Here is a 13,129-nt window from a genome sequence, read left to right on the forward strand (position 1 = left end):
TTTCGAGGAGGAGGTGGGAGGCGGATGTCGACGCGAACCGACGAACAGTTGATGGAGGCCGCGCGCTCGGGAGATGGCGAGGCCCTGGACGAGGTCCTCACCCGGCACGAGAAGCAGGTGTATCGCTTCGGGCTGCGCATGTGCGGCTCGGAGGAGGACGCCAAGGAGGTCCTCCAGGAGACGCTGCTGTCGGCCTTCCGTGGCCTCCACGCGTTTCGCGGCGACGCGGCGCTGTCCACGTGGCTGTTCCAGGTGGCGCGCACGCACTGCCACCGCCTGCGCCGTCGTCGTGTGGGCGCGCCCGAGGACTTCCAGCCGCTCGACGCGCCCGAGGCCTCCAGGGTGGCCGCGGACGGGGCGACTCCGGACCAGGTGTCCCAGGTCCGGCAGCTGGGGGAGGTGTTGCAGGCGGCCATCCTCGCGCTGCCGGAGGCGCAGCGCGAGGTGCTCATCCTCCGGGACGTGGAGGGGCTGACGGCCGAGGAGGCCGCCGACGTGGTGGGCATCGAGGTGCGCGCCCTCAAGAGCCGGCTGCATCGCGCGCGGATGCAGCTGCGCGAGCACCTGGCCACCCTCCTGGGCCAGGAGGGCCCGGGGCAGCAAGCGGGGTGTCCGGAGCTGGCGCGGGAGCTGACGGAGGAGCTGGACCAGGCCGCCTGCATCCGCCTGGAGGACCACCTGTCACGCTGTCCTCGCTGCAACGAGGCCTGCGACGCGCTGAAGCGCACCGTCTCGTTGTGTCGGCGCATCCCCGGAGACGCCGTCCCCGCCCCGGTGCGCGCCGCGGTACGGCAGGCGCTGGCCCGCGCGGTGCCGGCGTGAGCCGCCGGGCCGCGCCCACCGCTCAAATCATGTTCCCCGCCGCCCACGAGCCCCACGCGGTGAGGCTGGTGTAGCTGACCTGCAGGTCCGCCAGCGTGAGCGGGACGATGTTCACCTTGCCGTCCGTCTTGCCCACGTTCTGCTCCGCCGCCGCGCGCCACTGGCTGACGTTCTTGGGCATGCCCCAGTGCTCGAAGATTTCCTCCCGCATCGCCTTCACGAACGCTCCGTCCTGGATGACGGCGCTCACCTCGGCGTCGAACTGCATGCTGCGGTAGGTCCAGTTGCTGCTCCCGATGAAGGCCAGCTTGTCGTCGACGATGGCCACCTTCGAGTGCACATACGGCGACTTCCCCTTCGCGCCGTTGAGCAGCGGTGAGTACATGCTGAACGACTCCGACTCGATGGCCGTGATGTTCTCCAGGTACTCCCACGTCCCCAGCCAGGCCGTCTTCAGCTTCCAGTGGACGCCCCGGTTCATGAACTGCGACGCCGGACGGAACGGCAGGTTGGGGTGCTTCCACGACTGCATCAGCGAGTCGTCCCCCGAATGCAGCCGCTTCTCCAAATCCGTGATGTACGTGTCGTTCTCCAGGCAGCCCAGTTTCTGGACCTGGGGTGACGGCGGCAGCAGCAGCGAGCGGCCGCTGAGAATCCACCCCTCGTAGCGCAGGCTGCAGTCCTTGAGGTCGCTGGCCTTCACCTTGCCGGCGCTCTTCGAGGTGAAGCTGGTCATCCCCGCCATCGCGATGGCGCGGAAGGCGAAGTTCATCACGTACGCGTACCCGCTGTAGTCCCCGAGCACCGTCTCCTTCGGGTGTGGGACCATCAGGATGATGCGCACCCCGCGCGCCGCGGCGGCGACCAGCGCGTCGATGATGCCCGGGTCCGTCAGGGCCTGGTTCTCCATGTAGACGAACTCCTTCGCCTTCTGGATGTGGCCCACCAGCTCCTTGCGGATGTCCCGCTCGGCCTTCTTGCCCTGGATGTCCGTCGTCACGAACGTCACGGCCTTGTCGCCGCCGCTCCTGTCCGGAGTGAGGGGCGCGGCGGGTGGCGTCTTGCCCGCCCACAGCTCCGACCAGTAGTGCCCCACGACGCGGTGGATGTCTCCCTTCAGGTGCACGGCCGCGTCGTGCCAGTGATTGGCCGCGTCATGCGTCGTGGCGGACTTGTAGTCCTCGCCCAGGTTCATCCCGCCCAGGAGCAGGTCCTCGCTGCCGGAGGTCTTGAACAGGGCAATCTTGATGTGGAGGCTGGTGAAGGGGTGCAGCGTGGTGCCCGCGTACGAGTGGTATTTGAACTCCAGGCTCCCGTCGGGGAACTTCCACTCCGTGAGCAGGTGCTTCCACTTGTCCAGCCACGCGGTCCAGTCCTCGCGCCAGAAGTGGTGATGCGGCACGAAGCACTCGGACTTCCAGCCGTTCCACAGGATGACCTGGACCTTCACCCCCGCCTTCGCGGCCGAGGAGAGCGCCTGCGCGAGCGTGCGCTGCGGCGCTCCGTCCACCGCGGGCAGCGTGAGTGACGGGTCCGCCTTCCAGTATGCCAGGCGGATGGTGGCGCCCTTGCCGTCCAGCTCCGCGCGGCGGATGTGCCGGTGCAGCTCGAGGAAGAACTTGTCACCGTCGAGGATGAAGTTCGCGGTGTCGCAGCTGGTGTCGACGCGCATCGTGGGGGCGTGCCGGTGCAACCCGGGGGCCACGCGCGGGGGCCGGGGGCGCGTCGTGACGCGACACGCCTCCGGGGGCTCTCGCGTTCAAGCCTGACGCAGGTGCGTTCCCGCGTGACGCCGGGCTACTTCCCCTCGAGCTCCGCCGCCCAGATGTCCTTCACGCCGCCGATGTGGTCGAAGGCGCAGTGGGTCGCACCGGCCACGACCTTCTCCTCCAGCGGGAAGGCGTAGCCGCGGAACGCGGTGAGGCTGGCCTGGATGTCGGTGAGGTGCTCGTCCTTGTCACCGTAGGCGTAGACCAGTCGCGTGGAGCCGCGCAGCTCGGGGCGCGTGCTGTCCCAGTCCAGCTTGCCGCCCCAGGGCGCCTCGCCGCCGCAGCCCAGCGCGTACACGCCCCGGTAGCGGTCGCCGTACCTGGGCAGGAAGCTCGCGGTGAGGAACACCGAGCCACCCGAGGAGCCGCCGAAGAGGATGGGCTCGTTGATGATGTTCCAGCCCTTGCGCAGGGCATCGAGCACCTCCACCAACGTGGCAGCGTTGTCACCCGCGAGGTCGCGGTCGGCCTCCGTCCCCTCCACGGCGCAGTTGGTCACCGAGGGCTTGGTCCACCACGCGCACTTGTTCGGCGCCAGCACGGAGACATAGAGCGTGTCGTTGTCGTAGGCCCACGGCGCCTGGAGGCGCGGCGCGGTGTCCCCCGTGTGCGCCCGGGCCCCATCGCCGTGCAGGTAGACGGCCAGACGCATCGGCGCGGGGACGATGCCCACCCGAGGCTCGATGATCTTCAGCTCCGCGCCCGCCACCTGCGCGACGCAGTACGGATACGTCTGGTTGTTGCTCGTCACCGAGCTGGTGCGCTCACAGGGCAGCTTTCCCGAACCTCCAGAGGTCCCCGGGCCCGCGTCCGGCTGGGGCGTGGGGCCTGCGTCACCCGAGCCCGCGTCCGTCCCCGCGTCGGTTCCGGAGTCCGAGCCATCGGGTGTTCCCGCGCCCGAGCCGGCGTCCGGCGTGGGCGTGGGGTCGGGGTCGTCCGAGCAGGCGGTGAGGGACAGGACGAGGAGGGCGGAGGCGAGGAAGCGGAGCATGGCGTGTCTCGACAGAGGAATGAGAACGGCTCCAGGCTACCGCGTCCCCACCCACACGGCGGCGTTATCCGCCACTGAGTTACCCCTGCCAGTGTTCACCGGTGGCCCTTGGGGCGTCCGTGCTCGTGTCGGGCCGGCTTGCGTGGACGCGGTGCTCGCATCGACGAGGCTCCTGGCGCGGCCCTCCACGCGACAATCCCTTTCATGCCACGCCTGGCAGATGCCTTGTGTCATTCGCCACGTGTACGGGGCGCGACGGCGTCGAGGGCTCGGTGCCGTGGGCGTGACGACCCGCTTCGGGCTCGGCTCGACCGCCGCGCCTCCGCGTCGTGGGGCGACGGCGGACCTCCCCGCGAAGGGCCGGGTGACGGGTCATCGGCGTGGCCCCGTGGGCTGGGCTTCGATGGGACGCCGTGGCTGACCGCACCGTGAGAGGGCGTCGATGCGCTGAGCGGCCGTTCATTCGTTCAGGACTTCACGCTCGTCCGCTCGTTCTGGCCTTGTTGGCAATGGTCATGGAGGGGCCCCAACGGTTCCGATGAGGCTGTCTTTCGACGGTGTCTACATATGCGGGGCCTCAATCAATCCCTTGCGGGCTGGAGGCGCGCACTGCCGGTCGCCGTGGCATGTCGCTGTAAGTCCTTGATGGGAGGCTGTCAGACCGAGGGGCAGGCGTGTGGGACGTCTGGCGCTGAAGCCTGATAGTCATCACCCGGCAATGATCGGAACGCCTCGCATCCGGGGAGGGAACGTTTTTTCCCTCCTTCCGATAATGAGGTGTCGATTCAGAAGGAAAAGGGGAGCGCCATGAGTCTGGCACCTACGGGTGGAGCAGGGTCTTCGAGCGCGGCCGCGGCGGCCGAGGCACAACGCAGGGCGGCAGAGGCGGCGCGCAGAGCGGCGGAAGAAGCCCGTAGGGCAGCAGAAGCGGCACGCAAGGCGGCGGAGGCGGCACGCAAGGCGGCGGAGGCGGCACGCAAGGCGGCGGAGGCCGCGCGCAAGCAGCAGGCGGAGGCGAAGAAGACGGCGGAGGCGGCGAAGAAGGCAGCGGAGAAGCCGGGCCAGAAGCCGGAGGACGCGAAGAAGACGCAGGCGGACGCGGCCGCGGCCGAGAAGGCGAAGAAGGCGGCGGATGAGAAGGCGGCCGCGGCGGCGAAGAAGCTGCAGGCGGCGGAGGAGCAGGTGGCCTTGTCGGCGAAGAAGGCCGAGGAGGCGATGGGGAAGGCGAACACGGAGGCGGTGAAGGAGAAGAAGCCGCAGCCGTACAGCCAGAAGGACATCGAGAGCGTCAAGCCGAAGAAGAACGAGCTGGTGTCGGCGTTCGACGGGACGGCGCGCAAGGCGGAGCTGGAGAAGCTGCTGGGGACGACGGCGCCACCGCCGGAGAACTCGGTGAAGCCGGTGGAGGGAGAGAAGCCGCCGGAGGCGCTGGACGCGCTGGACGCGAAGGATTTGCAGGACGCGACGAAGCTGAAGGACGGGGAGAAGTACAAGGACCCGTCGTCAGGCGCGACGTACGACGTGAAGAAGAACGCGCTGACGGGCGACACGACGCTGTCGGACGCGAAGAGCGGGAACACCGTCACGGTGAAGAAGGACGGCAGCTACACGTCCACGGTGACGGCGAAGGAGAAGGGGAAGGAAGGGGCCACCGGCGAGACGACGTGGACGAAGACGTCGGACGCGCAGGGGAAGACGACGGGGCTGGAGTCGAAGAAGAGCCAGACGCAGCAACACCCGGAGACCGGTGCCACCACCACGTCGTCGACGACGAAGTACGACGTGTCGAAGTCGCCGCCGAAGATTCAGAGCCGCACGGAAGAAATTCGGATGGAGAAGCCGCCGGCGTCGCTGGCGAACCGTCCCGGGACGCCGAAGGGCCCCGCGACGCAGACGACGCAGACGGACTACAACGAGTGGGGCATCCCGACCAGGCAGGTGAAGAAGACGGAGATCAAGACTCCGGGCTTCAACGCCGACGCGGTGAACGGCTTCGAGGCGGCGCAGAACAAGGCGCTGAACGACGCGTCGAAGGGTGAGGACCACCACAAGACGAACAACGCGCCGACGTCGCTGAAGCCGGGGGAGTCGAGCCTCACGGTGACGGAGGAGACGAAGTACAACGCCAAGGGCGAGCCGGCGGTCTCCACGCAGAAGACCGAGTCGGTGGCCACGCAGCCGCTGTCCTCCGACAAGAACGGCAATGGCGTGCAGGTGGTGCGCAATCAGCAGGAGGTGACGCGCGGCCCGAAGGACGCGGTGCTGACGGACTCGCTGCCGGCCGTGTCGCAGAAGACGCCGGGCAACGTCACCAGCAAGACCACCGTGACGGGGTATGACCCGGACGGCTCGCGCTTCGACGAGGGCCACGCCAATCGCACACAGACCGTCTCGCAGTCCTCGGGCACGGTGGACGCGAACGGGCAGTTGCAGATGAAGCACCAGCCGACGGAGGTGAAGAGCCTCCAGGAGGCGGGAGACAACCGCTGGAAGTACGACCACGTCGGCTTCGATGTTGATGCGAATGGCCAGGTGAAGAAGGACCAGGAGCCGAAGGAGCTGGACAAGGAGCGTCAGCTCCCCTGGTACGAGGACGCGAAGGACTTCGTCACCGAGGGACTCGGGGACCTGGCCGGGATGGCCGGAGACTTCGCCAAGGATGCGCTGGGCTTCGCGAAGGACGTCGTCCTCAAGCCCATCGACATGGCCATCGACCAGATCACCGCCCCCATCGAGGGCGCGGTGGCGGACGAAATCAAGAAGCTCAACAGCCCGGGCGATACCATCACGCTGAGTGGCAACCTCGACGTGAAGGTCGGCCTCAAGGCCGGCATCGACGGCGAGGTCGAGGTCGAGAAGACCGCCGATGGGAAGTACCAGCTGTCCGCGGAGGTGACGGGGGATGTCGGCGTGGGCCTGGTGGGCTCGGCGTCGGTGTCCGCGGGTGGCCGCGTGGAGATGAAGTTCGACACGCCGGAGGAAGCGGCGAAGGCGGCGGTCATCCTGGGCAAGGGACCTGCGGCGCTCGCGTCGGGTGGTGAAGACCACAAGTTCATGCTGGACCACCTGTCGGCGATGGAAGTGAACATCGGCGCCGAGGCGGAGGCGGGCCTGGGCGGCAAGTTCGGTCCCGCGAGCGCGGAGCTGTCGGCGAGCATCGGCGCGACGACGAGCTACCGGGTGGAGTTCGACAAGGGCAAGCCGACGAACCTGGTGCGCTCGATTGAAATCGAGGGCTCCGGCGCGGCGAGCATCGCGGGCGGCCTGAAGGGCAAGGCGGGCATCAACATCGGCGGCGAAGTGACGGGCTCCGTGAGCATGGAGACGTCGATTCCGCTGGATGCGAGCAAGGTGGACGCCAAGGACATGCTGGCGTTCATCGCGAGCCCGGCGACGGCGGCGTTCGCGGGGCCGGCGGAGACGAGCCTCTCCATCGAGGGCTCGGTGGACGCGGGCCCCGAGGGCCGCTTCTTCACCGCCGAGGTCAGCGGCCTGAGCGGCGAGGAGGTGCAGACCATCACCAAGAACCTGGTCAACGGCAACTTCGACAACGCGTTCGAGGGTGTGAAGGTCGACGCGCAGTTCACCACGGGCTCGTTCAAGGACCGCGAGCTGGGGGTGGGCGCGAAGCTGGGTGTCGTGGACTTCGAGGTCAACGCGCGCCACCGCGACGTCACGGCCGAGGGCGGCAGCGGCAACGGCGGCACCACGGTGAGCCTGGGCGGTCGTCGGCGCAATGGCACCAACGGCTCCGATGGGTCGAACGGCTCCAACGGGAGCAACGGCAGTGACGGCACCAACGGCTCGAACAAGCCGGGCTCGACGACGGGCACGGACTCCAAGCCGGGGACCACGACGGGGACGGACTCGCGCCCGGGGACGACGACGGACACGCGTCCGGGCACGACCACGAACCCGGAGCAGGCGGGCCGTCCTCCGCAGAACCGCGTGGAGAACCGGCCCACCGAGTTCCGCGTGAATCCCGCGACGGGCCAGCTCATCCCGGTGCCGCGCACGAACGGCCCGGAGAACACGCGCCCCACGCAGCCCGAGGTGGGCACGGACAACACGGGCCGTCCGCCCGTGCCCGTGGTGCGCAACCCCGAGCTCAACGGGCGCACGACGCAGGTCCGCTACGACAACGGCAAGGTGCACATCGAGGCGGGCCCGGACGCGACGAAGGAGGACATCCAGGCGCACATGGAGACCGCGCGCGTCCTCCAGCGCTACGAGGGCACTCTCGGCAAGGTGCGCCAGCTCGTCGACAAGGTGAAGCAGGCCATCACCGGCATGCCGGGGTACGGCACGCAGGGCTTCGAGTCGCGGCTGGAGGTGCAGAAGCTCAACGGCATCCTCAAGAGCCTGGAGGCCACGCAGGCGCAGCTCAATCAGGCGGTCAACGGCGCGACGGGGAAGTCCACGCCCGCGACGGCCGCGCAGCTCAAGGACCTGGAGCAGCGCATCGCCAGCGCCGAGCGTCAGCTCACCGAGCACGCGGCGCAGGTGGATTCGTTGACCTCGGGCCGTGGCTACGTGGCCATGAAGGACGACACCTCCAAGCCCCCCGAGGAGCGGATTCGCGCGGCCCTGGAGAACACGCCCCCCCGGCTCTATCCGCCGGAGCTGCGTGAGCAGTTCACCCAGGACCCGAAGTTCCGCGAGTTCTTCACCTCGATGACCCCGGGTGAGCAGCAGGTCGCGCTCGAGCGCCTGTCCACGCGGCGCTACACGCCCGACCAGCTCACCACGGAGATGACGCGGATGCGTGAGCGGCTCTCCCAGGCCGCGGGTCCGATGAGCCAGGACGCGAACCCCGCGGACCGCACGCCCGAGCAGCGCGCCGAGGTCCTCCGGGACTTCCGCGAGGTGAACGGCAAGGCGGGCATCTACCAGACGTATGTCTCGGACTCGAACCTGGCCGCCAACCAGGCGCAGGTCACCGCCATCCGCGACAACCTGAACGCCTTCAACCCCGACTCGATGATTGTCGTGGAGCGCGGCGGCGCCTTCCTCGGCGACGTGCTGACGCACGGTGACCCGGGGCTGGCGGACAAGACGACGACCATCCAGAAGGCCAAGGGGACCCAGCCCTACGACAAGATCCGCGCGGAGCTGGAGCAGAAGATCGCCAACGGCGAGACGCGCTTCGCCTTCGTCGATGCCTACATGGGGGGTGGCTTCGCCAAGGGCCTGCAGAAGGTCCTGGAGGATGTCAGCAAGGCGCACCCCGACAAGGACCTGCAGTTCCGGGTCGCCTGGATGCGGGAGGAGCTTGGGTTCGAGGAGCAGGTCCCGTCCATCGGGAGTGATGACGGCCGTCCGACGCTGAGGCTGCCGAGCTCCGGGCTGCCGGACTCGGGGAACATCAGCCACCTGGAATTCAACGTGCCGCTCGTTATCGGGGATGACGCCCCCGCGCTTCAGGACACCCGCGTGCCCGGGCAATCGATTAAGATCTTCGACAGCGAAGGGCGGCTGAAGGTCGTGAATCCACGGGAAGGTGAGAGCACACGCGAGTTGATCATCCGCGTGCTCAACGGAGAGGACAGCTAAGTCATGGCGCTGGCATGTCGCGAGTATGTGACGCCCTATCGCGCGGGCACGAGGAAGGACGACTACGAGCGGCTCGTGGCGCTCAAGCAGGCGCTCGACCCCCTGCTGCAACAGCGCAAGAGCCTGCGCTTCAAGGCGAAGGCGTTCCACAAGGTGGAGGAGCTGGAGGATGAGCTGCTCGACCCGAAGGCCATCCTGAAGGTGTCCGGAGGCGAGCTGCCGGTCATCTGGTTGAACCTGACCTACACGCCCGGAGACGTGACGGCCGAGGCGCTGCAGCCGCTGGAGAAGCAGTTCAACCTGCGGCTGCTGGGCGAGTTCGTGGACGAGAAAGCGGTGTGAGCTTCACCGGAGTGCCCGGTTCCACCCGAGGCACTCCGCTGGACTCATCGTTCCTCATCGAGGCCCGGGCGGACTTCCTCCGCTCGGGCCTTCGTTCGTCGAGGGGCATATCTCGGCGAAGCGACCGCGCAGAATGAAGGCACGTCGCCTCGAGCAGGGCGTGAAGTGGCGCGGCCGGGCCTCACCGCCCGGTCGCCGCCACCTCGCTCCAAAGGCTGTCACCCTCGAGCACCGCGCCCAGCGGTGCTCGCCGCTCCGCTACACGCAGCAGCACGGCGGCGAGCTGGTCCAGGTGAATCGGGCGCAGCCCGCGCAGCGGCTTCAGCTTCGCCAGCGTGCGCAGGATGGCGGGCGGGTGGTGGTACTCGCCCTCGAACGCGGGCGGACGCACCACCGTCCACGGGATTCCACTCTCGCGCACCAGCCGCTCCGCCTCGGCCTTCGCCTTCAGATACGCGCCCACCGGCCGGCCCGCGCCCACCGAGCTCAGCAACACGATGTGGTCCACGCCCACGCGCCGGGCCGCCTCCACCAGGTGCCGCGTCGTGCCGATGTCGCTCGTCTCGTACGTGTCCCCGGACCCGAAGCGCTTGCGCATCGTCCCGATGAGCTGGAGCACCGTCGTGCTCCCCTTCATCGCCTCCGCCAGCTCGTCCCCGCGCGCCAGCTCCACCAGCGCCTTGCGCGGCCAGCTCTTCGCCGGCTCCGTCTGGGCGCTCTTCGGACGCACGTGCGCGATCAACGGCACGTCCCGCTCCAGCGCCTGCTTCACCACGTTGCGCCCCGTGGCCCCCGTGGCTCCAGCGACGAACAGAAGACGGGAGGGCTCGGTCATGGCGCGCGGACTCCGACAGACAAGAGGGGAAGAGGCCCGCTCTTTCAGCACACCGGCCCCCTCCTGCCCAGCCCCACGGCGCTCCACCGTGCTCAGCGAGACACCTGCCCCGTGTCCCCCACCTCCCGCGCGCGCGACAGGTCCTCCAGGAAGAACGCCTCCATCTGCCTCGCCGCGTCCAGGTCCTCCAACACCAGCGAGCCCTCCTCCAGGATGTTGAACGACAGCGGGTCGTAGTTGATGGACCCCACCAACACCAACCGGTCATCCACCAGCATCGTCTTCGCGTGCATCATCGACGGCTGGTACTCCCAGACGCGCACCCCCGCCTTCAACAGCGCGTCGTACGTCGCCCGCTGCGCCACCGTGACGAACTTCTGGTCGTTGATGTCCCCCGGCGCCAGCACCCGCACGTCCACGCCCGCGCGCGCCCGCTCCTGGAGCAGCTCCGACAGCGGCCCGTTCGGCGTGAAGTACGACTGCGCAATCCACAGCCGCTTCGTCGCCGCGCGCACCAGCAGCTGCGTCAGCCGCTCCGCCCGCGTCACCTCCGGGTTCGCCGTGCTCCCCACGAACGCCGCCCAGCCCTCACCCGCGCCATCCAGCCCCGGCACCGGCAGGGAGAGCGTGGGGAAGTCCTCCGGCGGCAACAGCTCCCCCGTCGTCTCCTGCCAGTTCTCCGCGAACGCCTGCTGCATCTGCTCCACCACCGGGCCCGTCACGCGCGCGTTCGTGTCGCGGTACTCGCGCTCACTCAGGCCGTTGCCCAGCCACTCGTCCTGGATGGCCAGTCCCCCGGTGACGCCCACCCGCCCGTCGACCACCAGCACCTTGCGGTGGTTGCGCGCCAGGTTCTCGTCCGCGGGCAGCGGGCGGAACAGGTGCGCCCGACACCCCGCCGCCTCCAGCCTCGGCTTCACCTCCGCCTCGAACCCCGCGCTGCCGAACGGGTCCACCATCACCCGACACGCCACGCCCGCGCGGGCGCGCTCGGCCATCGCCTCCACCATCCGGTCCGAGGCCCGCCCCGGCCGCCAGATGAACATCACCAGGTTCATGGAGACCTTCGCCCGGCGAACCTCCTCCACCATGACGTCGAACACGTCCCCGTTGTTCGTCCACGTCAGGTGGTTGCCCGGCGCCATGCGCACGCCCACCGTCTGGTAGAGCGCCACCGCGAAGTCCGGCCCGCGCGAGCCCACCTCGCCCTTGAGCTGGAACACCCGCGGCCGCTCCTTCGTGCACGCGACGGGACACCCCGTCACGGCCACCGCCGCCACCACCAGCCACGCCATCCACCACCGCATGCCCCTCCCAGCTAGGCACTGGCGGCCCCCGCTTCACCCCCGGGGACGAGACAAATGTTCACCAGAGGATGTCTCGACCCACCCAGGACCTCGGCAACCTGTCGGATGCGGCGCGCGCTGTCGGCTGGCTAGCATGCCGACCGCCTTGGACACCCGCGAGCCGCTCGTCTTCCCCCAGAGCTTCGAAGGACTCATCCGCGCGCTGGGAGACCAGCTCGACGAGCGCTGCGTCGGACGGCTCAAGCAGGTGGGCGTCGACACCCAGGGGAAGCTCGCCCCCGCCTATCCCCTGGAGGTGTGGCTGGGCGCGCTGAAGGTCGCCGCCGACACGCTCGCCCCCCAGCTCCCACTGGAGGAGGGCGCCGCCGTCGTGGGCCGCCGCTTCGTGGAGGGCTTCAGCGGGACGCTCATCGGCGGCGCGCTGCTCACCACCGTGCGCCTGTTGGGCCCTGAACGCATGCTCGCGCGCATGACGCGCAACCTGCGCACGGGCACCAACTACCTGGAGGCCACGCTGGAGCCCCGAGGGCCCGCGCACTACGCGCTCACCTGCCGCCCCGTGGTGGTGGCGGGCTTCTACGTGGGCCTGTTCCTGGCGGGCCTGGAGGCCAGCGGCGCTCGCCACCCCTCCGTGCAGGTGGTCCGTCGGCAGGGCGAGGAAGCGGTGTACGACATCGCCTGGAGCTGAGCGTCCCCCGCCGGGGCGTGATAGGGGAGCGGCGTCCATGTCCACGACGCCCTCTTCGTCCTCCGCCCGGTTCTCCGACACCCAGGTCCAGCTCTCCACCACGCTGCGCGCCCTGGCGGCGCGACTGCCCGAGTCGCTCACGGTGCGTGAGCTGATGCAGGCGTGCGGCGAGCAGGGCCTGCTGCTCTTCTGTTGCATCCTGACCTTCCCCTTCCTCCTGCCCGTGTCCATCCCGGGCGTCTCCACCGTGTTCGGCGCGCTCATCGTGCTCATCGGCGTGGGCGTGACGCTCAACCGGGTGCCGTGGCTGCCGCGCAAGCTGCAGGAGAAGATGCTGTCGCGCGCGTCGCTGCAGCCCGCGCTGGAGAAGGGCGCGGACGTGTTCACCAGGGTGGACCGGCTGAGCAAGCCGCGCCTGCTCGCGCTCACCCACGGCGCCAGCACCAACCGCTTCAACGGGTTCATGCTCTTCGTCGCCGGCGTGCTGCTGATGATGCCCTTCGGCTTCGTGCCCTTCAGCAACACCCTGCCCGCGCTGGCCGCGCTGTTCTTCGCCATCGGCATCCTGCAGCGCGACGGCTACGCCATCCTGGCGGGCCACGGCATGACGCTGGGCACCATCATCTACTTCGGCGCCCTCATCTTCGGCGCCGTCCAGGGCGGCCGCAGCCTGGCCAGCCTCATGGGCGGCTGATACTCCCGGTGGGTGGGCCTCCTGCCCCAGGGGGCAACGGGAAGTCCGGAGGGTGCCGGGTGTGTAACAACCCGTGTATCACTGTAAGGAAACCAACCCCCCGGATTCCCTGAAACTTCGTTATCATC

At 69.1% G+C, this 13,129-nt stretch carries 9 protein-coding genes; 5 read left to right on the top strand and 4 right to left on the bottom strand.

Going from position 1 to position 13,129, the window contains the following annotated elements:
• Nucleotides 1-24: 24 nt before the first annotated feature.
• Nucleotides 25-822, top strand: coding sequence for a sigma-70 family RNA polymerase sigma factor (locus K8625_RS44350; protein ID WP_223750860.1), 798 nt, complete (start codon nt 25-27; stop codon nt 820-822).
• A 22-nt stretch (nt 823-844) separates the two neighbouring features.
• On the opposite strand, the gene K8625_RS42010 is transcribed toward K8625_RS44350, so the two are convergent.
• Both K8625_RS42010 and K8625_RS42015 read right to left on the bottom strand, forming a co-directional pair.
• On the bottom strand, nt 845-2,494 hold the full coding sequence (locus K8625_RS42010) for a phosphatidylserine/phosphatidylglycerophosphate/cardiolipin synthase family protein (RefSeq protein ID WP_141329133.1): 1,650 nt from the start codon (nt 2,492-2,494) through the stop codon (nt 845-847).
• A 125-nt stretch (nt 2,495-2,619) separates the two neighbouring features.
• Entirely contained in the window at nt 2,620-3,582 is a 963-nt protein-coding gene (locus K8625_RS42015) for a hypothetical protein (RefSeq protein WP_223785878.1), read from the bottom strand.
• An 807-nt stretch (nt 3,583-4,389) separates the two neighbouring features.
• Between K8625_RS42015 and K8625_RS42020 the strand changes: the two genes are divergently transcribed.
• Both K8625_RS42020 and K8625_RS42025 read left to right on the top strand, forming a co-directional pair.
• The gene (locus K8625_RS42020) at nt 4,390-9,135 is read left to right on the top strand and encodes a YdeI/OmpD-associated family protein (RefSeq protein WP_223785879.1); all 4,746 of its coding nucleotides are present in this window, start codon (nt 4,390-4,392) and stop codon (nt 9,133-9,135) included.
• Between the two features lie 3 nt (nt 9,136-9,138).
• The gene (locus tag K8625_RS42025; RefSeq protein ID WP_223785880.1) at nt 9,139-9,477 is read left to right on the top strand and encodes a hypothetical protein; all 339 of its coding nucleotides are present in this window, start codon (nt 9,139-9,141) and stop codon (nt 9,475-9,477) included.
• A gap of 181 nt (nt 9,478-9,658) precedes the next feature.
• Here the strand turns inward: K8625_RS42025 and K8625_RS42030 are convergent, their stop codons facing one another.
• Nucleotides 9,659-10,312, bottom strand: coding sequence for an SDR family oxidoreductase (locus K8625_RS42030; RefSeq protein WP_223785881.1), 654 nt, complete (start codon nt 10,310-10,312; stop codon nt 9,659-9,661).
• Between the two features lie 92 nt (nt 10,313-10,404).
• Entirely contained in the window at nt 10,405-11,619 is a 1,215-nt protein-coding gene (locus K8625_RS42035) for a phosphatidylserine/phosphatidylglycerophosphate/cardiolipin synthase family protein (RefSeq protein WP_223785882.1), read from the bottom strand.
• A 133-nt stretch (nt 11,620-11,752) separates the two neighbouring features.
• On the opposite strand from K8625_RS42035, the gene K8625_RS42040 reads away from it, so the two are divergent.
• Together K8625_RS42040 and K8625_RS42045 are read left to right on the top strand one after the other, a co-directional pair.
• Nucleotides 11,753-12,307: a DUF2378 family protein gene (locus K8625_RS42040; RefSeq protein WP_223785883.1), complete on the top strand. Its 555-nt coding sequence runs from the start codon at nt 11,753-11,755 to the stop codon at nt 12,305-12,307.
• A gap of 37 nt (nt 12,308-12,344) precedes the next feature.
• Nucleotides 12,345-13,001, top strand: a complete 657-nt coding sequence (locus K8625_RS42045) for an exopolysaccharide biosynthesis protein (protein WP_223785884.1) — start codon at nt 12,345-12,347, stop codon at nt 12,999-13,001.
• Nucleotides 13,002-13,129: the final 128 nt, after the last annotated feature.

Origin of the sequence: Myxococcus sp. AS-1-15 (assembly GCF_020037055.1) — a bacterium.
In the GTDB taxonomy this organism is placed as follows: Bacteria; Myxococcota; Myxococcia; order Myxococcales; family Myxococcaceae; genus Myxococcus; species Myxococcus fulvus.